Annotated in this window: 22 protein-coding genes; all 22 read right to left on the bottom strand. The window is 34.7% G+C overall.

The features are described from left to right. Positions 1 to 25: 25 nt before the first annotated feature. The gene (locus DFR59_RS05175; RefSeq protein WP_114744540.1) at positions 26 to 1,204 is read right to left on the bottom strand and encodes a glycosyltransferase; all 1,179 of its coding nucleotides are present in this window, start codon (positions 1,202 to 1,204) and stop codon (positions 26 to 28) included. 24 nt (positions 1,205 to 1,228) lie between these two features. Continuing rightward, a complete protein-coding gene (locus DFR59_RS05170; RefSeq protein ID WP_114744539.1) occupies positions 1,229 to 2,419 on the bottom strand; it encodes a glycosyltransferase in 1,191 nt (396 codons plus the stop codon). Between the two features lie 26 nt (positions 2,420 to 2,445). After that, positions 2,446 to 2,862 (bottom strand): FAD synthase family protein, encoded by a 417-nt coding sequence (locus DFR59_RS05165; RefSeq protein WP_114744538.1) that lies wholly within the window; start codon positions 2,860 to 2,862, stop codon positions 2,446 to 2,448. Beyond that, positions 2,849 to 3,994 (bottom strand): CDP-glycerol glycerophosphotransferase family protein, encoded by a 1,146-nt coding sequence (locus tag DFR59_RS05160; RefSeq protein WP_114744822.1) that lies wholly within the window; start codon positions 3,992 to 3,994, stop codon positions 2,849 to 2,851. Before DFR59_RS05160 ends, DFR59_RS05165 begins: the two co-directional genes overlap by 14 nt. A gap of 34 nt (positions 3,995 to 4,028) precedes the next feature. Further along, entirely contained in the window at positions 4,029 to 5,096 is a 1,068-nt protein-coding gene (locus DFR59_RS05155) for a glycosyltransferase family 2 protein (protein WP_211318522.1), read from the bottom strand. 13 nt (positions 5,097 to 5,109) lie between these two features. Beyond that, positions 5,110 to 6,285, bottom strand: coding sequence for a glycosyltransferase (locus tag DFR59_RS05150; RefSeq protein WP_114744537.1), 1,176 nt, complete (start codon positions 6,283 to 6,285; stop codon positions 5,110 to 5,112). Beyond that, positions 6,257 to 7,417: a glycosyltransferase gene (locus tag DFR59_RS05145; protein ID WP_114744536.1), complete on the bottom strand. Its 1,161-nt coding sequence runs from the start codon at positions 7,415 to 7,417 to the stop codon at positions 6,257 to 6,259. The genes DFR59_RS05150 and DFR59_RS05145 overlap by 29 nt, the downstream gene beginning before the upstream one ends. Positions 7,418 to 7,461: 44 nt before the next feature. Next, the gene (locus DFR59_RS05140; protein ID WP_114744535.1) at positions 7,462 to 7,806 is read right to left on the bottom strand and encodes a helix-turn-helix domain-containing protein; all 345 of its coding nucleotides are present in this window, start codon (positions 7,804 to 7,806) and stop codon (positions 7,462 to 7,464) included. A gap of 41 nt (positions 7,807 to 7,847) precedes the next feature. Further along, complete coding sequence (locus tag DFR59_RS05135; RefSeq protein ID WP_114744820.1) at positions 7,848 to 8,963, bottom strand: DegT/DnrJ/EryC1/StrS family aminotransferase; 1,116 nt, start codon at positions 8,961 to 8,963, stop codon at positions 7,848 to 7,850. Next, complete coding sequence (locus DFR59_RS05130) at positions 8,950 to 9,654, bottom strand: acetyltransferase (RefSeq protein WP_114744534.1); 705 nt, start codon at positions 9,652 to 9,654, stop codon at positions 8,950 to 8,952. Before DFR59_RS05130 ends, DFR59_RS05135 begins: the two co-directional genes overlap by 14 nt. After that, a complete protein-coding gene (locus DFR59_RS05125) occupies positions 9,651 to 10,265 on the bottom strand; it encodes a sugar transferase (RefSeq protein WP_114744533.1) in 615 nt (204 codons plus the stop codon). The genes DFR59_RS05130 and DFR59_RS05125 overlap by 4 nt, the downstream gene beginning before the upstream one ends. A 21-nt stretch (positions 10,266 to 10,286) precedes the next feature. Beyond that, positions 10,287 to 10,421 (bottom strand): YwzD family small protein, encoded by a 135-nt coding sequence (locus tag DFR59_RS20620; RefSeq protein WP_484078104.1) that lies wholly within the window; start codon positions 10,419 to 10,421, stop codon positions 10,287 to 10,289. 22 nt (positions 10,422 to 10,443) lie between these two features. After that, a complete protein-coding gene (galE, locus tag DFR59_RS05120; RefSeq protein WP_114744532.1) occupies positions 10,444 to 11,520 on the bottom strand; it encodes a UDP-glucose 4-epimerase GalE in 1,077 nt (358 codons plus the stop codon). A 13-nt stretch (positions 11,521 to 11,533) separates the two neighbouring features. Then, the gene (locus DFR59_RS05115) at positions 11,534 to 12,598 is read right to left on the bottom strand and encodes an EpsG family protein (RefSeq protein WP_114744531.1); all 1,065 of its coding nucleotides are present in this window, start codon (positions 12,596 to 12,598) and stop codon (positions 11,534 to 11,536) included. 43 nt (positions 12,599 to 12,641) lie between these two features. Beyond that, positions 12,642 to 13,526: a glycosyltransferase family 2 protein gene (locus DFR59_RS05110; protein WP_114744530.1), complete on the bottom strand. Its 885-nt coding sequence runs from the start codon at positions 13,524 to 13,526 to the stop codon at positions 12,642 to 12,644. A 25-nt stretch (positions 13,527 to 13,551) separates the two neighbouring features. Next, positions 13,552 to 14,664, bottom strand: coding sequence for a glycosyltransferase family 1 protein (locus DFR59_RS05105; protein WP_114744529.1), 1,113 nt, complete (start codon positions 14,662 to 14,664; stop codon positions 13,552 to 13,554). 12 nt (positions 14,665 to 14,676) lie between these two features. After that, the gene (locus tag DFR59_RS05100; protein ID WP_114744528.1) at positions 14,677 to 15,744 is read right to left on the bottom strand and encodes a glycosyltransferase family 2 protein; all 1,068 of its coding nucleotides are present in this window, start codon (positions 15,742 to 15,744) and stop codon (positions 14,677 to 14,679) included. Continuing rightward, complete coding sequence (locus DFR59_RS05095; protein WP_114744527.1) at positions 15,707 to 16,873, bottom strand: glycosyltransferase family 4 protein; 1,167 nt, start codon at positions 16,871 to 16,873, stop codon at positions 15,707 to 15,709. The genes DFR59_RS05100 and DFR59_RS05095 overlap by 38 nt, the downstream gene beginning before the upstream one ends. Before the next feature lie 11 nt (positions 16,874 to 16,884). Then, positions 16,885 to 17,763 carry a UTP--glucose-1-phosphate uridylyltransferase GalU gene (gene galU, locus DFR59_RS05090; RefSeq protein WP_114744526.1) on the bottom strand — a complete coding sequence of 293 codons (879 nt, stop codon included), beginning with the start codon at positions 17,761 to 17,763 and terminating at the stop codon, positions 16,885 to 16,887. A 13-nt stretch (positions 17,764 to 17,776) separates the two neighbouring features. Continuing rightward, positions 17,777 to 19,612: a polysaccharide biosynthesis protein gene (locus DFR59_RS05085; RefSeq protein WP_114744525.1), complete on the bottom strand. Its 1,836-nt coding sequence runs from the start codon at positions 19,610 to 19,612 to the stop codon at positions 17,777 to 17,779. A 304-nt stretch (positions 19,613 to 19,916) separates the two neighbouring features. Next, positions 19,917 to 20,573, bottom strand: a complete 657-nt coding sequence (locus DFR59_RS05080; protein ID WP_114744524.1) for a CpsD/CapB family tyrosine-protein kinase — start codon at positions 20,571 to 20,573, stop codon at positions 19,917 to 19,919. Further along, positions 20,560 to 21,258 carry a YveK family protein gene (locus DFR59_RS05075; RefSeq protein WP_114744523.1) on the bottom strand — a complete coding sequence of 233 codons (699 nt, stop codon included), beginning with the start codon at positions 21,256 to 21,258 and terminating at the stop codon, positions 20,560 to 20,562. Before DFR59_RS05075 ends, DFR59_RS05080 begins: the two co-directional genes overlap by 14 nt. Positions 21,259 to 21,428 lie beyond the last annotated feature (170 nt).

Here is a 21,428-nt window from a genome sequence, read left to right as displayed (position 1 = left end):
GTACTTATATTAATTTTCTAACCATTCAGAATATCCTTAATTCTATTTCATATGTTTTATTTTTCTTTTCTTGTTTTAAATTGTGTTCATACTTTTCCATTAATGTTTTATTTTGCATTAGATTTTTTATTGCATTGTAAAGATCATAATAATTATTAACCAATAAGCCGGTGTAATTATGGATAATTTGCTCCTTAGCACCTGTAAAAGTAGTGCAAATTATTGGTTTATTAAATACTTTTGCTTCTGCAAGTGTTATACAAAATCCTTCGTGCCTAGATGGTTGAACATATAAATCGCAGTCCTTCATATATGGATAAGGATTTGCCTTAGAACCCAAAAGAATAAATTCATTTTCCAATCCCAATTTCTTAATTTGTTCCTCATAATCCTTTCTGGCGTTTCCTTCCCCAATACAATACCAACGAAGGTTATACCCTTCTTTAATTAATTCTCCAAGTGCTTTGATAGCCATATCTTGACCTTTTTCTTTGCTTAATCTTCCAACTGTCAGAATGCGAGTCCCTTTGAAATCGTCCTGATATCCTTTATCTTCCTCTGCCATTTTAGTAATGGCATCTACATGGATGACATTGTGGAAAACGTCTATCTTTCCTAATGAATTTGGAATTAAATTACTTAATTTGTTTTTCCCTTCTTCAGAAACAGTGAATATCTTTGTAAATTGTTTATAAATCTTAGCAGCAAAGAATTTATTGAATCCAATTTTCGTTACATCAAAATGGATCCATTGATATTTTCTCTTTGCATTAACTTTTTTGCCAATAAAAAAACTTATGAAATCCATAGGACCTGCATAAGCGACAGCAACATCAAATTCAGTTGGTAATTTTCTTTTTTCCTTTAGCAGCCACTTAAACAAAATAGTTGGATCATTAAATAATTTTAAAACTAAGTATCTTGGTAGCCAATTTAATAACTTTAAGAATCTTCCTTTATTTATTAGTAACTTTACGATAGTTTGTGGAGGCAGATTTAAAAATGGTTTAATTTCCTGATAACTATCTAGCACCTCTATTTTTACGTATTCTGGAATATAACTTAAAAAACCTCCATTCTTCTCTAACATTAAAATTGTCACTTCAAATTTATTTTCAGGAAATTCTTCAAGCAGATTAAGAAGAGCTTTTTCTGTCCCACCAATATTCATATTAATGATCATGAATAAAACCTTTTGCTTCATTGCCTTATCACTTCCTAAACTAAGTCATCCAATTAATTGATAAAATTTATCTAGTTCCTCTAAATTTCCTTTTTTTTCATTCTTAAGGTAATCAATAATTTCCTTCTTTAATGATTGATTTTGTATAAGTTTTAGAATCCCTTGAAATACGGCTTCTGAATTCATTTCAACTACGAGGCCATTTTTCCCATTAATCATTTGATTATATACCGAGTCAAAGTTTGTAGTAACTACAGGAACATTTAACATTCTAGCTTCTGCTATTGCCAGCCCGAAACCTTCAAATTTAGAAGTTTGAACATAAATATCCGAATTTTTTATTTTAGAGTAAGGATTCGCTTCTACACCTATTAATATAAAATGACTTTCTAAATCATTATCTTTAATGTAATTTTTAATTTGGTTTTCTAGAGGCCCCTTTCCCAGTACATACCATTTAAAATCAATTCCATAATTCTTTAATTTTTTACAAGCCTCAAGAGCAATATCATATCCTTTACCTTCGCTCAATCTTCCAATTGTTAGTATTTTATTACCACTAAAGTTACCCTCAAAAGATTTACCTAAATATGACATTTTTGATATTAATTCAAAATCATTAATATCATAGATCACATTAATTTTAGGGGAAAATTCAGGATAGACTTTTAAAAAAATATTCTTTGCAGTATCAGATACAGCAATAATTTTTGTGAAAACTTGATAAAAATTTTTTTGGAATATTTTTTCTTTGTCCTCAAGCTTATAACTTGTGTTCACCCACGCATACTTCTTTTCAGCTTTAACTTTTTCAGCTACATAAAATGTTGGAACTCCTTGCGAATAACTTATCGCAATATCATATGTTTTGGGACTATCTTCAATGACAGAAGATATATTCTTCCAAAATAATCGAGCTTTTTTTATATTCCCGCATTTCTTCTTTCTAATTGCCCATGAATACTTTAATCTCGCCTTCAAATAATCAAAATTTTTTAGTTTTAAAGATTGTAAAAATGCAGATTTCATATTTAATTTGGCAAATGTCAAGTAACTCAATGGCTTTAATATCGTCACATCTTCGGGAACAAGTTTTTCAAGCATTTCCCCATGTGCGAAAAGCATTAAATCCACTTCAAATCTTGTATAATCTAATAAAGATAATAATGTAACAAGACTCTTTTCTGCGCCTGCACAATCCAAAGATTCAATTACAAATAAAAGTTTTTTCTTCATTAAATTTCACCTCTAATTTTATTCAATCACAATGTGATTTTCTGTTTTACCAAAGTAGAGGATACTCCTTTTGTATAGGGGAAATAGACTATATCTACACCTACATGATTAAAATTTCTCTCCACTTCATTAAACAGTTGATGCCCTTTCCAATCATCTCCTACAAACATTACATCAAATCTTAATTGCTCCCATGCTGAAAATTTGTCGCGATTTGTCTGTTGAACTACTCGATCAACATATTTAATTCCTCCTACGATAGCGATTCTTTCCTCAAGAGGAATGACAGGTTTTTTATTTTTATAAGACATTACTAATTCGTCTGTACTAACCCCAACAATTAAATAATCGCAATGTTCTTTTGCTTTCTTCAATATATTCAAATGCCCAATATGGAATAAATCAAATACCCCAGTCGTATATCCTGTTTTATATTGCTTCACTATAATCACTCCTTTTAATGTCAAAACAAACTTTAGAAATTCGATTAACTAAGAGCTCACATGCTCTCCCGTTCTCAAAAGAACCCGCTGCTTTTAGAAAATGTTTCACTTTTTGATCATATATATCGCTATCAAAATCTTTTATTCTTTGATTGAGTTCTTTCTGATTTAAGGCAATTTCGAATGGGAGATCATTTACATCAAAATACAGACCTCTTTCATTTTTAATATAATTTTCAATGTCCGGGATATATAAAAAGCAGGGGCGCCGTGTTAAGGCATAATCGAACATAAGCGAAGAATAATCAGTAATTAGCACATCAGATATTAAAAGAAGCTCTTGAATATCATCGTAATTTGTCACATCAATGACGTTAGAAGAAAAGTGTAGTTGACTTGACTTGTTTAGTAAATGAGGATGCAGCTTTATCAGAACAACCCACTCTCCACCAAATTTCATCTTTAAATCTCCAGCGATTTTTTTGGTATTTATTTTATAGATTTCTAAATTATTGCCTTTCCTAAATGTTGGGGCGTACAATAGAATTTTCAGACCTTCATCAATGTTTAGCCTGTTTAAAACCTGCTCTTTTTTATGCCTATTATTTGAAAATAATAAGTCGTTTCTAGGTGTGCCAACTTCAAAAATTTCTCCCCTATACCAAAAAGCTCTTTTATAAATCATGGAGCTATAATGGCAGCCTGATACAAGTAAATCACATTTACGGGAATCCCTTTTTGCCATATCTATATATTCTCTTGGAAGTTCCTTTTCTGCATCCCCTTCAATATGTTTTAATCGCAAAGAGCTATGCCAAGTTTGGATATAATATTGGTGTTTTCTTTTTACAAAAAAATCTGTAGTCCTAAAATTAGTAATGACAATTTTAGAAGTACAGATTTCATAAAAATATTTGATTGAAAACCTTTTTACCTTACGTATTCCCGGAATGCTTTTTTTAGTATGAGGCTGATTAAATGCCCATACGATATCAAAGCAATCATGAGGGTAATTCTCTAAAATGAACTCAGATATATATTTTGGATTACCTCCATATTGGCTTCCATAATAACTAAAAAAGAAAATTTTATTGTTTTTTATAGGCAACATGTTAAACAAATGGATAATCATTATAATAACTTTTGCTTTCAAGTATTCAAGTGTTTTAATACTGAACACCTCTTTTATTATTTTTTGGTGTTATATATATTTTCACTAATCCATCATTTAATGGTTTTTTGAATTTTAGGAACCTAAGTGATTTTTTTATTCCTAAATAAAGCACTGGTAAGAATGGATGGAATTTAAATAGTTGAAGTTGAAATTGCAAGGTTGGACAATCGCTAAATGCCATTTTAATTTCCGAATAATTATTCAAAAGATAGTTTCTCATCTTCCTTCTAATCTGCATTCCATTTATTTTTTTGTTGTTAAAGAGTATTAAGTTGTATTGGATTAAAATGGCCTTTGCTAACGATTTTAAGGATTCATTAGTCAAAATTTGATAATTTCGTTCAATGAAGGAATGCCTTTCCTTCAGGCCCCTAATAAAATCTAAATTCTTCAAACTGTAATTCCCTACAATACTATCTTCTCGCTGGTAATAATTATAAAGCGGTGTGTGAAGAAGAATGAATGTCTCTACTTTGTGCATGATGTGGTGCGCCCAAAAAACATCCTCATATAAAACTCCTTTTTTGAACGGAATATCCTGAATCAATATTGTTTTGTAAAGCTTCCCCCAAGCAAAGTTCTTTACTCTTTCATTAACCACTAATTCATACATCAGTTCTTGTTTGTTAAGCATGGTGGGTTGATCATCTAGATCATAGTATCTTGTATCTGCAAGCAAATACGAATCATATGCATAATAAAAAGCTGATTGGACCACATCAGCTTTGAATAATACGATTGTATTCACTAAATCTGATACCATGTTCACTTCAATCCAATCATCACTATCGACAAACATAGTATATAATCCCGTTGCATGAAGCATTCCATGGTTCCTTGCATCGGAAAGACCACCATTTTCTTTATGTAATACTTTTATCCTTTTGTCTCGATTCTTGAAATCCTCTGCAATATTCCCACAATTGTCTGGAGAACCATCATTCACTAAAATGATTTCCAAGTTACTGTATGTTTGCATCAATATACTCTTAATGCATCTTTCTATATATTTCTCTACATTATAAATAGGAACAATTATGCTAACCAAAGGCATACTCATTAATTGCTCCTCCTCACATTATTTGATATAACTTGTTAATTTCATGGGTATTGGAAAAATCTGTACTTTTACAATTCATTTCTAGACTCATTTTCAACTCATTATCTCGGTAGAGTTTTTCAATTCCATCAGCGATTCCTTCTGCACTTAATTTGCAGATATATCCGTCTAAACCATCTCTCAACTGGCTTGAGGCAGTTGTATAATTTGTGATCATTACTGGTTTTGCAAGAATTTGTGCCTCACCTACTGTTACTGCCTTCCCTTCATACCTTGAAGGCTGCACGTAAAGATCTGCTATTTTTATATATGGATATGGATTTATTTTTTTCCCCAATAAGATAAATTCATTTTCTAATTTATGAACAGCAACTAACTCTCGTATTTTGCTTTCATCCCCGCCATATCCAACTATATACCAAACAATAGGATAATCTTTGTCTTTTAGGATTTTTAATGCGTCGACAGCCATGTCTATCCCTTTTGCATGGGATAATCTCCCAACTGTCACCACTTTAAAGCGCGAATCATTTTTTATAAATTCTTCTATTCCTTCATCAGCTAATTTACGAATAAAGTCTGGTGAGGTAATGTTTTCAATTACTATAACTTTACCGTGTAGGACTGGGTATTTTTCTAGAAATGCTTTTTTGCATTCTGATGAGACGGCTGCTATGTAATCAAATTTACTCCACATTTTTATATCCAGTTTCTCATCTGTATCAATCACCGAAAAATCAGTATGAACCCACGCAATTTTTAATTTTGCATTTACTTTTTCTGCAACAAAATAGTGTGGCCATAAATAACTGATGGCAATATCATATTCTTTTTCTAATTTTGGTAAGAACGGAAGTGCGTATTTCCACATGTATTGCATTTGTTTATATCCTTCTTCAGTTGCGTTTGTTAAGGTCGCAAGATATTTAGCAATTAGTCTAACAAAGGCAATGCTAAGTTCCCCTTTACTTATCATTTCTTTAATTGACAATCTAAAAGTCTTATATTTTTTTATTTCTGGTAGAAGATTTGTTTGAAGAGGAAGTAAGTTCATAAAATCCCCGGTATGGCTATAAAGCATAAGATCAACTTGATAACTTTCATAGTCAAAATTATTCAACATACTGATGAGGCTTCTTTCTACACCTCCTACTTCCATATCAAAGGAAGCTATTAATATATTTTTCATTTCTTCCTCCTGGAATGTCCTGATAAATATTCATGAGTTCTTCTATCCCATTAAATATGGAGAATCCTTGCTCTTCAAATGCTTGGTTTATTTTTTTCGTATCATTTTCCCTTTGTTTTTTTATAGCCTTTGCAATGATTGTATCCGCCCAAACATTCTCCCCATCTGATAAATGAAGCCTGGTCATTAATCCTAATTTCATATCTGCTTCAGGCTGAATGGCTTCTGATACTATACAATGCAAGCCGCTTGCTTGCGCCTCTAAGAGCACTATCCCTAATCCTTCATACTTTGATGGAAACACAAACAGATCCATCGTATGAAGTAAAGCAGGTATGTCCTCTCTAATTCCTGCAAACTTTATATCTTCTGTCATCCCTTCCTTTGCAACCATTTCTTCCAGTTCAGCTTTTAAATTCCCATCTCCAACCAACACCATTTTTATGGGCAGTTTCTTTTTCTTAATAATTTTCATGATAGTCAAGAGGAAGTAATGGTTCTTTGATTCACTAAATCTCCCTATATGCCCGATTACGATGTTTTTCTCAAGCTGCATTTCTTTTTTTATTTTTTCAACTTCGTGGATTGGCTTTTTTAGAAAGGATGAGTACTCAATACTATTAGGAAAGAACTTGAACCTTTCTCTCTCTAACAGCTTCCCACCGAATAAATACTTTCCAGCCTCTTGGCTGCACGCTAAAAAATGAGTAGAAAAAATTTTAATTAATGTTCTCATTGAATGAATATATAATTTTCTTGCAAAATTAGAATCATCGTCCTTTGTCGTATGAGCATGAGAAATCCGAACCTTTACACCACTAAAAAAAGCAGCTAAATTAGCCAGCCCACAATGAAATAATGTATGTGAGTGTACAGCATCATAGGGTCCATATTTCTTCATTATATTGTAGAGTTCCAAGATTGAATTCGTTTTAGAAAGTTTAATAATCCTACCGCCCAAATCTTTGATTTCACGGTCATAGTGTGCATCATTTTTACTATAGGATATAAAGTCAAACTGAACTTTTTCCCTGTTCATGTTTCTGTAGATATTCATTAACAAGGTCTCTGTTCCTGCACGATTCATTGCACCAACTACGTGCAAAATTTTAATGGGTTTATTTTGGTTCATTACTCTCCTCCTTCAGGAAATATTAGCGAAAGAGATTACTTTTCCTATTTAACATCTGAATTTTGGTTTTTCCATTTGATAAACTCCAGCAGCGTTCTATATTCCTCTATCTGCTCTCTTTCAATCCCCGAGCTTTTTAATTCCTTAGCCAAATCGGCGATTTCAGTTTCAATAGTTTCATTTATTTTCTTTGAATCAGCGTTTAAAAGGACGTTCAGATCCACATCAAGTACGGCAGCAATTTTCTTGGTGACTTGAATTGATGGATTTTTATTAATATTTCTTTCAATATTGCTAAGGTAGGACTTAGAGATATCTGCTCGATCTGCCAGTTCAGATAATGTAAGTCCTTTTCTTTTTCGCAATTCATATATTTTTTGTCCAAGCATTCGTTATACCTCATCTTTTCCCCTTATTTTTCACATCTTTTTTAAACCCTCGCTTTAAAATGGTTTTCCACTGCATTAATGATTCTCATTTGCTGTTCATTTGTCATATTCGAGCCAGAGGGAAGACAAATTCCGTCTTCAAATAGCCTTTCAGAAATGCTCTCCTCTTCATAGTGTGGATAATATTTGGTACTTTCAAATAGCGGCTGCAAATGAAGTGGCTTCCATACAGGACGTGCTTCAATATTTTGATTTGTTAATTCATTTATTAATGTTTGTGCAGAAACACCGGCCATTTCTTCATTGATTGTTAAAGCTGTCAGCCATCGGTTGCTTTTTGTGTCTTCAAGTTCAGGCATAAAAGATACTCCTGGGAGATGATTCAGTTCTTGAAAATAGACAGAAAATATTCGTTTCCTTGCTGCAACTCTGTCCTCCAACACTTGAAGTTGTGCTCTGCCGATTCCCGCTAAGATATTACTCATGCGATAGTTGAATCCTGTTGTGCTATGCTGGTAATGCGGAGCTGCATCTCGCGCTTGAGTAGCCAGAAACCGTGCCTTTTTTAATAGTTCCTTATCATTGGAGACTAAAATTCCTCCTCCCGATGTAGTGATAATTTTATTTCCATTAAATGAGAATATCCCGAATTTCCCAAACGCTCCACTTGGTTTTCCTTTATAAGTTGATCCAAGAGATTCTGCTGCATCTTCAATAACTGGAATGTCATATTCCTCACATAACCTTAAGATTTCATCCATTTTTGCACTCTGGCCATATAAATTGACAACGATCACCGCTTTTGGAAGCTTTCCAGTTGAAGCGGCGTCTTTTAATGCTTTCTCAAGGCCCACCGGGGACATGTTCCAAGTATCGGGTTCTGAATCGATGAATACCGGCACTGCGCCTTGATAGATTATCGGATTGGCACTGGCAACAAATGTTAGAGAGGAGCAAAATACGGTATCCCCTTTATTGACATTCAATAAAGAAAGAGCCAAATGAATCGCTGCAGTTCCAGAACTCACTGCTACAGCATCATTGGCTCCTACATAGTGGGCAATTTCCTTTTCAAAAGCGTCTACATTCGGTCCTAGTGGTGCGACCCAGTTTGTATCAAATGCCTCTTGAATATATTTCATTTCATGGCCGCTCATGTGAGGTGGCGAAAGATAGATTCGCTGTTTTTCTGTAGCAGTCAACAATGGCTTTTCCTCCTTTGGATTTGTTTAGTACTTTGGCTGGCACTCCTACTGCAATGCTATTAGAGGGAATGTCCCTTATAACAACTGCACCAGCACCAATCATGGACCAGCTTCCAATTTTTATATTTGGAATGACTGTACTACCAGCACCTAACTGTACCCCATCTTCCACTTCAACCCCTCCCGTTAAGACAGCCTTTGGAGAAATATGAACGAAATCACGAAGCATGCAGTTGTGTTCAATGACGGAGCTCGTATTGATAATACAGTGCGAACCAACTACAGCCTCTGCATTAATGACTGCATTTGGCATGATTACGCTCCCGTTCCTGATTTTTGCAGTTTTACTAATGACAGCAGAAGGATGAATAATTGTGGCATATTTTTCAATTGGCAGCATTAAAAGATTTACGATTTTATTTCTTACTTCGTTATTCCCAATGGCTAATATGAATTTTACTTGATCATCCTTTTCAGCCATTCTTTTTGCTGAAAAAACAGGTCCATACTGTACATTTTGTTCTTTAAATTCCTTTTGGAACTTATCATCAAATATTCCAATGATTTCGTTTCCGGTCATACTCATGATCATTTCTTGAATGACTTTGCTATGCCCGCCACTACCAATTACGGCAATTTTCATCCATGACCCTCTCTCACAACTGTATTTGTTCCTTCGAACTTTTCCATCGTTACCATTTCAGTTTGATTGACTCCTGCAGATGAAAGTACTTTAAAGATAGTCAAAAAGATGATTTTAAGATCTAAGATAAAGCTTTGATTCTTCACATACCAGACATCCAGGAGAAATTTTTCATTCCAGCTAATCGAATTTCTTCCATTAATTTGCGCCCAACCTGTGATGCCTGGCCTCACATGGTGTCGGAGCCTTTGCTCGGCCGAATATAGCGGCAAATATTCCATCAATAATGGCCTTGGTCCAACAAGGCTTAAATCACCTTTCACCACATTAATAAACTGCGGCAATTCATCAAGACTGTATTTCCTCAAAAACTTCCCCACTTTTGTGAGCCTTTGGTTATCCGGGAGTAATGCTCCATAATCATCTATTGAATCCTTCATTGTCCTGAACTTATAGAGATAAAACGGCTTACCCTCTAATCCAGGTCGGAGCTGTTTAAAAATGATTGGCGATCCAATTTTTGTTTTTACTAGTATGCCAATGAAAATCATAAACGGAAATGAACAAATTAATATAATAAATCCTATAGTCAAATCAAATAACCTTTTCAAGCTTCCTCACCCTTATAAAGCTCATTTTGACGTATATAAAGCTGAATAAATTTTTCGCTTTAATTCTTCAAGCAATTCACTTATCCGAATATTTTCACTTTCATTTCCTAACATATAAATTTCTTTCAATAATTCTTGAAATTGTCTTTCATTCACATTTCTTACCTCGGTTCTGAATTTATTCCATTAAAAGACCCTCGCTGTTCTGCAAGCGAGGGCTACTAGAGATTTCTTCTATTTTATTTGTTTTATACCCAGCAGGATATTTTGACTGCCAATTCCATGCATCTTTGCACATTTCATCAATTCTTCTTCCTGCTTTCCAACCCCATTCGAATTCTGCTTTAGTAGCATCTGCGAAACAAACAGGTACATCCCCTGGCCGTCTACCTTCGATTTTATAAGGAATCTTTATACCGGTTGTTTTCTCAAATGATTGAATGACCTGAAGAACAGAGTATCCATTGCCTGTCCCTAAGTTGTAAGTGTGAATACCTGTGTGTTGAATGTTCTTCTCAAGAGCTTTTACGTGGCCCTCAGCTAAATCAACCACATGAATATAATCTCTTACACCTGTGCCATCCTCTGTAGGATAATCCGCTCCGAATACGTGAAGCATTTCTAATTCTCCAGAAGCAACCTTTGTAATGAATGGTAAAAGGTTATTGGGAATACCTTTTGGATCTTCTCCGATTTCCCCGCTGCTATGGGCGCCAATCGGATTAAAGTAACGAAGAGTTGTGATGCTCCAGTTCGGGTCTGCATTGGACAGATCCTTTAAAATTTCTTCAATGAAAAGCTTTGTCCGCCCATAAGGGTTTGTTGTGGACAGATGAGATTCTTCTATAACCGGAACGGTTTTGGGGTTTCCATAAACTGTTGCAGATGAACTGAATACAAGACTTTTTACATTGAATTTTAACATAGTTTCAAGTAAGGATAGCGTACCTCCAATATTGTTTTGATAATAATGAAGAGGTTTTTCAACAGATTCACCTACCGCTTTCAGGCCAGCAAAATGGATGACTGCATGAATATGATTTTCAATAAATATCCTTTCCATTAACTCTTTATCCAGCAAACTACCGGAATAATACTCAACCTTTTTTCCTGTAATCTCACTCACTCTTTTTAATGACTCTTCACTGCTGTTTGAAAAATTATCAACCACTACTGCCTGATATCCAGCTTGCAACAGTTCTACCAACGTGTGGCTTCCGATATATCCTGCGCCACCGGTTACTAAAATTGCCATTCCTCATCCCCACCTATAAATTTATATAAACACTTTTATAAATAATACCCATGCCAATACTCTGCTCGAAAATATATAAAATAAAATAACAAACTAATATAGAGAGGTAGATTAGTTTTTGATCTTTTATTGAAAAAAGCTTCACAACCCACGAAATTAGGATTAAATTGTAAAGTCCAAAGTAAATATCAAATCGAGCAAATATCCAGTTTTGTGTTGAAATTAACATGAATACTAAACTAATAATGGACATATTTACAATATAATCACTTTTAGGAAATATAAGCTTTAGCTTTTCTCGTCCGATGTAGGCTATTACAATTGGTACCGCCGTAATGATAACCCTTAGAATATTGGCCCCGCCTTCTTGGAAATTAGAATAGTGGCCATATTGTGTGTCTTCAATAGCAGAAAACAATACGGAAGAAAATTGGTTAAATCCAAAAACGATAAATATAGATCCCAAAATTAGCAGTAATGTTATTTTACTCCAAGCTGGACTGCGAACAATGAAGTAAATAGGAATTAAAACTAAAGCACTTTTGTGAATGGTTGAAGCAATTAATATAATAAAGATGTATTTTTTCCAATCACCATTCATAATGTATTTGGTTGCACCGAAAATTATAGATGCTGCTAAGAATTGTCTTATTCCATTCATTGAGACTAAATATGATCCTGCAGTAATATAGACAAATAAGCTAATTTCAAATAACCTTGAGTATCTATATAAAACCACTACTATTAGCACATTTGTTATTAAAGCAGTAATTAAAACTAAAATTTGAGGATCCCTCGATATTCTTTGTAATATCATTTGATATAAATCAAATCCAAAATCACCTGAAAAATCAATGTCACCTAAAGTAAAATGTTTCAATTTATAAGAATGCATATAAAAAAAAGTGTCCCCAATATTATTTCTTAGTCCAGCAATTACCACTAGGCTAGTCAGTGCAATTGTTGCAGGTATCTTATTGGGAGCAACAACTGAAAAGTTTGAAGTTACCTTCGAAAAATATCTAGCACATAACGAAAATACATACACAACCACAAGATTAAAGTAGAAAATTGTCATTTTAAAACCCTTCCATTTGTAGAAACTAAATATTCTTTAATACTCAAGGTAGGTTTGTATATTTTAAGTAAAAATATAAAATAAAGCCTAAGGGTGTGGTCATTAAGGTAGTAAGTTTCCTTGGTGATTCAAAAATGAATTTACCATTCCCAATCATTAGATTGCTGGAAACATAATGGATGGACTCACGAAATCTATCCTTATAGGTGGGTGAATATTTCATTGCCTCTTTACGAAAAAAAGAAAAACCTCTAGGGTTTTTCTTATATTGACTGATCATATTTAAACTTGAGCCATCCGGCAGATATTCTACTGTACAAAGCACTTCATTTAATATCAATAAGGGAAATTTTTGATCAATCAAAATATATTTATAGCTTAAAGGACAATATTTTTCGCCAGGAAAGATTGGATATGGCGGCGTTTCTTTCATTAATTCTGTCCTATAAACAAGTTTTTTATCTCCTTTCACCTTATGTTTCCCATATAAATTGATTAGTGTCGATTCCTTTACTTCTTCGGGCATTAAAGTACCAATAACATTTCCCTGTCTATCTGCATCTAACCCTACAATTCCCGCAACATGAGCGCCTCCATACTTCTTCCAAAAGGATAAAATTTTCTCAACCGCATCATCTGGCATAAAGTCATCTGAGTCAATGCATACATTTAATTCGGATTCGATCAACTCATATGCTTTATTATGGGCACCATGCATTCCTTGATTTTGTTGATAAACGTATCGAATAGTGATTTTCTTTTCTTTAATCCATTTCTCTACAAGTGAATGAGTGTTATCGGTGGAACCATCATCGATAATCAGCCAAATAAAGTCTTTACAAGTTTGCCTGATTAAGCTTTCATAACACTGATGAAGAGTATAAGCTCTATTAAAGGTTGGTGTGAATACTGTAAGTGTCGGAACCATCCAGCTATTCCTCCATTTTTTATAATCATAATGCATGATCAAAATAATATTTCGTTAACCATTTACTCATTGTAAAAGTATCATAGCCTCTGTTCCGCAGCATGTTAGAGGTATCCAGGTGTTCATATGAAAGTGAAAGTATTTTTTTGGCCCATGTTAATGGCGGCGAGTTTAAACTCATAAATTCAATTCTATCCGTAAGATCGCATTCTTTTGTAATTGAATCTGAAACTACACATCTCAATCCTGCTGCTTGAGCTTCTACCAAAACCACTGGAAGCCCTTCGAATAAGGATGGGAATAAAAAAATGTCCATCGCTTGCAGTAGATTAGGAATATCCGATCGAACTCCTATAAACTTCACTTGATCAATTAATCCCATTTCCTTTACCTTTTTTTCTACCTTAGTTTTTAGATATCCGTCACCAGCAAGTAAAAGAATAGCATCTCCATTCAATGTTAATATCTCTTTAAAAATTTCGATAAGAAATATATGGTTTTTTTGTTTGTTAAATCTTCCAATATGACCTACTACTAGTTGTTCTTCTCTAATTCCAAGATCCTTTCTTAGTTTCAATCGTTTTTTGGGGTCATATGTAAACTCTTGTGTATTAACGGCATTATTAAGAATAGTAACTCGTTCAAGATTCAATTTTTTATTTCTTCCAAACAACCATTTTCCTGCATTTTTAGAACACGCAAAGTAATCACTTGGGTGATCTCTCATTTCATATCTGGCATATAACCGGAAAGGAAGTTTGTAGTCAATCCCTAAATCACTTAAGTGACTGTGGGCTATTCGGCAAGGAATTCCAGCTTTTTTTGCTGCCCTTAACACAAAACTACTATTCTCATTTATGTGTGAATGAACGATTTTATAATATGGGTGTACTTGGAAAAAATCATCGAGTTTAATAAAATATGATTTATAATTCCCTGGTTTTATTTGAGGCATTTTATAAATCTTGCCTCCAAGCTTTATTATTTCCTGGTCGTAGTGACCTTCTTCTTGTCGGTGAACCATAAAATCAAATTGAATTTTATCTCGGTCAATATGACGATAGTAGTTCATTAACATTGTTTCCAGACCCCCACGGTTCATCACCGTAACTACTTGCAGAACACGAAGTGGTTTCAAATCCGCACACTCCTATCTTAGATTCTTTCGCAGTATTTCTATGGCAATTAGCATGAAATATAAACTAGTTGCTGATCGTATTTTTGCACTAAAATAAAACACCTTCCAAATAAGTGGAAATTTTTTTAAGTCTAATTGTTTAAAAGAGTTTTTTAATTGTTCACTCTTAAGGATATGTTTTAAGTGTTTAATCTTTTTAAACGATGAATCTTTGTTTTCTTTACTTATAGTATTTAGTCCGAGACCAAGAGTCCCCAAGCACATGCGATTATTCAGTGCAGAATAATACTCTTCCGATAAAGAATTTTTTTTTATAAACTCTTCTATAAGGTGATACAGGTTTAGCCATTGGTCAAATAATAGTGGTTTAAACCCTGTTGTTACAGAACCGGAATTAGCTCGCCAATAATGATAGTAAGGTTTATTTAAGAAAACAAAGGTTTGTGCAAAATTAATTACTTGAATGTTGAATAATAAGTCCTCATTTGTTCCAATCACATTAAGATCTGTAAACCGAATTTCATTGCTTTTAATAATATCTGCACGAAATAACTTTGACCAAACAGTTCCCCATGCGTCCATTAGCTCTGGATTTGCAACCTCTTCATTAAGTGGTCCAATTAATTTACGCATGATGTTCGACTTAACTGATTGATTTTCAAAAATACTTTTTTCTGGAAAATTAAATTTCTTTTCTTTGGAATGGTTTGAGAACTCGCGAATATAGGAACACATGACAATATCCGCTTTATCAGAAATTGCCGTTTTATAAAGTGAGAGGTACATATCATGGTCAACCCAGTCATCTGGATCAACAAAGCCTATATACTCGCCTCTTGCTGCATCAATTCCGCAATTTCTTGCAGAAGATACTCCCCCATTAACTTTATTGATAATGTTAATCCTTTTATCAATTTCTTCGTATTTTTCTAAGATTGGAAGACTCGCGTCCGATGATCCATCGTTAACACATATTATTTCAATGTCTTTTAGGGTTTGGTTAAGTAAACTGTCCAAACACCTAACCAAGTATTTATCAACATTATAGATAGGAACGACTATACTTACTTTTGGATTCATTTTGATCCACCACCATAAAACTCGAATATATTTCCATTAATTCTCTACTGACCAACTTGAGGGAGTATTTCTTAGAATAGTTCATGAATTTTAATTTCATGTGATCAATAGGGCTAGGGTTTTGATATAGAGCAATTAAGCAATTCTCAAACTGCTCAGGATTATCAACACTGAATAAATAGCCATTTTCCCCATCAACAACCAGCTCCCGATGGCCGCGATTATTCGAGCAGATAACTGGCAGCCCACACGCCATTGCTTCCATGATGTTTACTGGAAGCCCTTCTCGAAGACTTGAAGATACTGCTGCATCACATATTGGGAGCAGTTGATCTACATCATTTCTGTATCCAAGGAAATCGACCATATTCTCAATGCCTAAGTGGACCACTTGTCGTTTGCATTCTTCCATTGTTATGCCTTCGCCGGCAAGCAGCAGTTTAGCATGAGGCATTTTTTCTTTTATATTTGCAAAAGCACGAAGTAGTAAGGAATGATTCTTATTTTGATTAAATTCTGCTCCATAAAATAATAAAAAATCATCAGGTTGATATCCTAATGATTTTCTTATTTTCATTTTCATTTGTTCGGTGATGGGTTTAAATCTTTCTGTATCCACCCCTACACCGTGAACATGCCTGATTTTTTTAGCTTTTAAATGATGCAACGCCCGTGCGTAGTCTTCCATATTGATAGTAATTAGGCAATCTGTATACTGAGCCAGCCATTTCTCTATAGGATAATAGAGAAGCCAATTTTTCAATGGCGCTCCTTTGCAAAAGTGGAAGCCGTGAGCTGTATAGATTAACTTGGATCCTTTTTTTCTTGCTGCACGTGCAGCTAATCGTGCAAGTACACCGCCCATCGGTGTATGGCAATGAATCAATTGATATTTCTCTTGATCAATAACTTTTTTAAGCTGAAAATAGGCTCTAGCATTTTCTGTGTGAACAGGTGACCGCTTAAATGGAATATTGAATTTTCTATCTGTGAATGGCAGTTTCAACTCTCCGGAAGCTGCTACATGAACTTCCCAGCCTTGTTCTTTGAACCATTTCATATATGGTATATGAAAGGCTTTAAAATGGTAATCTACAGTGGCGCAGAACAGTATTTTATTTGCCATCAATCATCTTCCTATCATTTTATCAATTGCTGATCCAATACTTCCTTAAAGTAATCCAGCAGGTGTTTATTTAAATCATCTCTTTTCAAGGCAAATTCCAATGTCGTTTTAATGAAACCCAGCTTTTCTCCAACATCATAACGTGTCCCCTCAAAATCATAGGCATACACCGCTTCATACTTATTTAATTCTGAAATGGCATCTGTCAATTGTATTTCGCCACCAGCTCCAGGCTTTTGACGGGAGAGGATTTCGAAAATTTTCGGACTCAAAATATAACGGCCCATTATGGCTAAATTGGATGGCGCTTCTTCTCTTTTAGGCTTTTCCACCAATTGATCAATCCCGTAGAATCGGTCACCGATTTGACTGCCTCCTACAATCCCGTATCTTGATACTTCATCTTCCGGAACAGTCTGCACACCTAAGATAGAAGATTTATACCGATTGAATTGATCAATCATCTGTTTTAAACAAGGCTTCTCTGCCTGGACTATATCATCCCCAAGGAGTACTGCAAAAGGTTCGTTGCCAATGAATTTTCTTGCACACCATACTGCATGACCCAATCCCTTAGGTTCTTTCTGGCGAATATAATGAATATCCACCATTTTAGATGTTTTTTGCACTTCGCTCAGCAATTCCAGCTTGCCTTTATCTAAGAGATTTTGTTCCAATTCAAAGGAATGGTCAAAGTGATCTTCAATCGCTCTTTTTCCTTTTCCTGTAACAATAATGATGTCTTCGATACCCGATTCAATGGCTTCTTCTACAATGTATTGAATCGTTGGCTTATCCACGATGGGAAGCATTTCCTTTGGCATCGCTTTTGTCGCTGGCAAAAATCTTGTCCCAAGACCGGCTGCTGGAATAATGGCTTTTCTTACTTTCATCTTATCCACCTCTTTAACTTGATAATGACGCTACTATGGATTTTCTCTTTACCCTCAAACGGTGATTGGCTAAGTTCAGCAGTCTTTCACGTAATTCTTCTTTCTCTAAAGAGGAATATTCAGCTATTAGTTCCTCTATCTCTTGTAAATACAGGTTTGTTGATCTACCAATAAAGATTTTGGGATAGATTTGTCTATCAAGGACTTCTTCGTCTTTTAATAATTCTTCATATAATTTTTCCCCTGGCCTGATTCCCGTGAATTCGATCCCAATATCTTCAACTGTATGTCCAGATAATTTTATTAGATTTTCAGCAAGATCAACAATTTTAACCGGCTCACCCATATCTAATACAAAAATCTCTCCGCCATTTGCCAGTGCCCCTGCTTGAATCACTAGCCTTGAAGCTTCAGGAATTGTCATAAAATAACGGATCATTTCAGGATGCGTAACGGTAACCGGCCCCCCATTTGCAATTTGTTTTTTGAACAGCGGAATTACACTTCCTCTGCTTCCGAGGACATTCCCGAAACGAACAACGACGAATTTAGTTTCACTCTCTTTGTTCATTTGTTGTATAACCATTTCCGATAGTCGCTTTGTAGCTCCCATTACACTGGTTGGATTAACAGCTTTATCCGATGAAATCATGACAAATGTATCAACATTATGCCAACTTGCAGCATTCGCAGCATTAATGGTTCCAATTAGATTATTTTTGACAGCCTCCTCTGGATTTCTTTCCATTAGAGGTACATGTTTATGTGCAGCAGCATGATAGACAACATGTGGATGGTATTCTTCCATTACACTCATCATTTTCTTTGAGTCTTGAAGGTCTGCAATTTCCGGAATAATTTCAATCGGTTCATTCTTATACGTTTCTTTCAGCTCCATTTCAATGGAGTAAATGCTATTCTCTCCATGGCCTAAAAGAATTAATTTTGCAGGTTTAAATTTGGCCGCTTGCCTGCAAATTTCAGATCCTATTGAACCGCCTGCACCGGTAACCAATACCACTTTATTTGTTATAGAATCTGCAATACTTGCGGTGTCTAATTCTACAGGCATTCTCCCTAGGAGATCTTCCACTTGTACATCTCTGAATTGATTGACAGATACTTTTCCAGAGACAAGGTCTTCAATCATTGGCAATATTTGCGTTTTAACCTTCGTTTTTAAACATTCCTGAAAAATAGTATTCAGTTCTCTTCTAGAAAGCGATGGAATGGCTATGACTATATGTTCAATTTGAAAAGTTTCAACGATTTTTTCTATATCCATCACGCCGCCAATGACGGGAATGCCTAATATTTGCAGATTTTGTTTTTTGATATTATCATCAATAAATCCAATCGGAAGGAGTTCAGAATCCTTATTATGCAGAAGCTGCCTGGCCACCATCGTACCTGCAGATCCAGCTCCGATTACCAGGGTTCTTTTCTGCGGATTTTGATTAAGAATCACTAAATCTCTATACAGTCTTATACAAAAGCGAGAACCGCTTATGATTAGAAATTGAAGAATTCCAGCAGTGATAATCACACGAATGTTTTTACCACCAAACATTGTTATAGAAAGGAGTGCGGACACGAGAGTGGTTATTGTCACTGTTTTGAAAATAATCATGAGTTCGCCAAGACTGGCGTACTCCCACGCCTTCTTATAAAGTTTGAAATAGTAGAATAAAAATGAGTAGCTAAGAATTATGGCGGATGATGTCACCATGAATGTACTATTCGATACATGAACTCCCCCATTTACTAACAATTGGGCGAATAAAATAGAAAATAAGATTATGAATGAGTCAATACAAATAAAAATGGATAATCGCTGCCAATATTTCATTGGTTCCCTCCTTATTATTGTTTTATAGGATAAATGATGTCTGATTGCATTCCTTTGATAAAAAATAAAGTTCTTAATTATACATTTTTTAACAAAATACATAATTAAGAACTTTATTAAAATTGGGGCATTCAACCCCCCCTCACACCACACTCCTGACGACAAGCGTCTAAGGTCTTTCAACCCACAGCATGATCGAGTGCCTCCATTGATAACGGTAGGGATGGCATCACCATTTTAAAATAGCGCTTTTTGTTCTTTTTAGAGAACGAATTGATTAAAAAAATAATTGCAGTTTTGATATTCAATCATGCAATATTACTCCAATAAATTTTGCTTTTGCAAATTCTAATTCTTTTTTCATTTCAATTGCTTTTTTAATCTTCGTTTTACTTCGATTGATGACCACAATGACCCCATTACTTTGATTGGCCAGCAGCTTTGTATCGGTTACTTCTGAAACAGACGGAGAATCGATTAGTACAATATCATATAATTGCAGAGCCCTATGTAATAAATCCTTAAGCAGCTGCGAGCCTAATAGTTCAACTGGATTATAAGGAATCGTTCCACTTGTCAGTACTTCAAGCCTCCCAATCTCTGTTCTGAACCTTGCTTCTTCTAATGTCACTCTACCTGTCAAAACATCCGTTAAGCCCGTTGTGTTGGGGATATTTAAGATTGTATGTAACATGGGATCTCTTAAATTCCCATCTATTAAAAGAACCTTCTTCTTTTGTTGAGCCATCGATACGGCAAGATTCGCAGCAGAGGTCGATTTCCCTTCCCCTTTTCCTGGGGAAGTGATAACAAAAGCACAGCTTTGTTTTTCAGGCATTGCAAACTTTATATTTGTCAAAATCGTACGATATTGTTCAGATATAATGGAATCAGGATGTAAGTAGGTGATTAATTTACTTTTTGTATTTTCATTTTTTAATTTTTTCTTATTTATGATCAAAGAACTCTCCTCCCCTCATGACTAAATTTAACTTTATATGATTCTTTCTTTTGCTGTTTCGCTTGTTCATTTTCGAAACGTTCCCAAGTATAGGCAGCCCCAGATATTCTTCAATATCGCTTTCTTTATACATCTTCTCATCAAGGGAATCCAGTAAGAAAACCACTCCAATGCCCAAAATTAACCCGATAATAAGATATTTCACATATGAGAGAGTACTCTTTTCATTTATAGGCCAAGCATTAACTTTTGCAGGTGAGAGCGGAATGACATCATTAAAATTAATAATCGTAGGGATTTCGTCCTTAAATACCTCAGCAGTTGTATTGGCAATGTCTGCCGCACGCTTAGGGTCAGTATCAATAACACTGATGCTCATCACTTGGGAGCTGTCGATACTGACTACATTTATCTTTCCTGCCAGGGCTTCAGGTGAAATAGGAAGGTTTAATTTCTTCGCTACTTCTTGAAGGACTCTGGAATCTTTTATGATTACTCTCAAGGTTTTCATATGATCCTCATCTGCTCCGACGATGATTTTTGCCGAAGTTTGATAAAGGGGAGTCGTATAATAGGAAAGCTGGATCCATCCAAGGATTAGCGAAATAAATGTGATTATTCCAATGACCCAAACTCTTTTCTTAATAACCCTATATAAATCTTTTAAATTGATTTCTTTCGCCATATTAGTACGACCACCTTACCTCTTTGTTTTTCCTCAAGAACTTTTCGTTCTAAATAAAGAACAACTTGAACAAAAAAAATACACCAATGGATTTTAGTTACTATCTTGCTATTATATTACCATTTTAGTTCTTTATAAAGAACGAGTCAACTACTTTTTGAATATTTAGT

Source organism: Falsibacillus pallidus, assembly GCF_003350505.1.
GTDB classification, from domain to species: domain Bacteria; phylum Bacillota; class Bacilli; order Bacillales; family DSM-25281; genus Falsibacillus; species Falsibacillus pallidus.
This window is presented reverse-complemented; position numbering and strand designations above follow the sequence as displayed.

Coding starts and splice junctions, on each gene's coding strand:
- DFR59_RS05175 (WP_114744540.1), bottom strand. CDS start 1,204: ATGAAGCAAAAGGTTTTATTCATGATCATTAATATGAATATTGGTGGG.
- DFR59_RS05170 (WP_114744539.1), bottom strand. CDS start 2,419: ATGAAGAAAAAACTTTTATTTGTAATTGAATCTTTGGATTGTGCAGGC.
- DFR59_RS05160 (WP_114744822.1), bottom strand. CDS start 3,994: ATGATTATCCATTTGTTTAACATGTTGCCTATAAAAAACAATAAAATT.
- DFR59_RS05155 (WP_211318522.1), bottom strand. CDS start 5,096: ATGAGTATGCCTTTGGTTAGCATAATTGTTCCTATTTATAATGTAGAG.
- DFR59_RS05150 (WP_114744537.1), bottom strand. CDS start 6,285: ATGAAAAATATATTAATAGCTTCCTTTGATATGGAAGTAGGAGGTGTA.
- DFR59_RS05145 (WP_114744536.1), bottom strand. CDS start 7,417: ATGAACCAAAATAAACCCATTAAAATTTTGCACGTAGTTGGTGCAATG.
- DFR59_RS05140 (WP_114744535.1), bottom strand. CDS start 7,806: ATGCTTGGACAAAAAATATATGAATTGCGAAAAAGAAAAGGACTTACA.
- DFR59_RS05135 (WP_114744820.1), bottom strand. CDS start 8,963: ATGAGCGGCCATGAAATGAAATATATTCAAGAGGCATTTGATACAAAC.
- DFR59_RS05130 (WP_114744534.1), bottom strand. CDS start 9,654: ATGAAAATTGCCGTAATTGGTAGTGGCGGGCATAGCAAAGTCATTCAA.
- galE (WP_114744532.1), bottom strand. CDS start 11,520: ATGGCAATTTTAGTAACCGGTGGCGCAGGATATATCGGAAGCCACACG.
- DFR59_RS05115 (WP_114744531.1), bottom strand. CDS start 12,598: ATGACAATTTTCTACTTTAATCTTGTGGTTGTGTATGTATTTTCGTTA.
- DFR59_RS05110 (WP_114744530.1), bottom strand. CDS start 13,526: ATGGTTCCGACACTTACAGTATTCACACCAACCTTTAATAGAGCTTAT.
- DFR59_RS05100 (WP_114744528.1), bottom strand. CDS start 15,744: ATGAATCCAAAAGTAAGTATAGTCGTTCCTATCTATAATGTTGATAAA.
- galU (WP_114744526.1), bottom strand. CDS start 17,763: ATGAAAGTAAGAAAAGCCATTATTCCAGCAGCCGGTCTTGGGACAAGA.
- DFR59_RS05085 (WP_114744525.1), bottom strand. CDS start 19,612: ATGAAATATTGGCAGCGATTATCCATTTTTATTTGTATTGACTCATTC.
- DFR59_RS05075 (WP_114744523.1), bottom strand. CDS start 21,258: ATGGCGAAAGAAATCAATTTAAAAGATTTATATAGGGTTATTAAGAAA.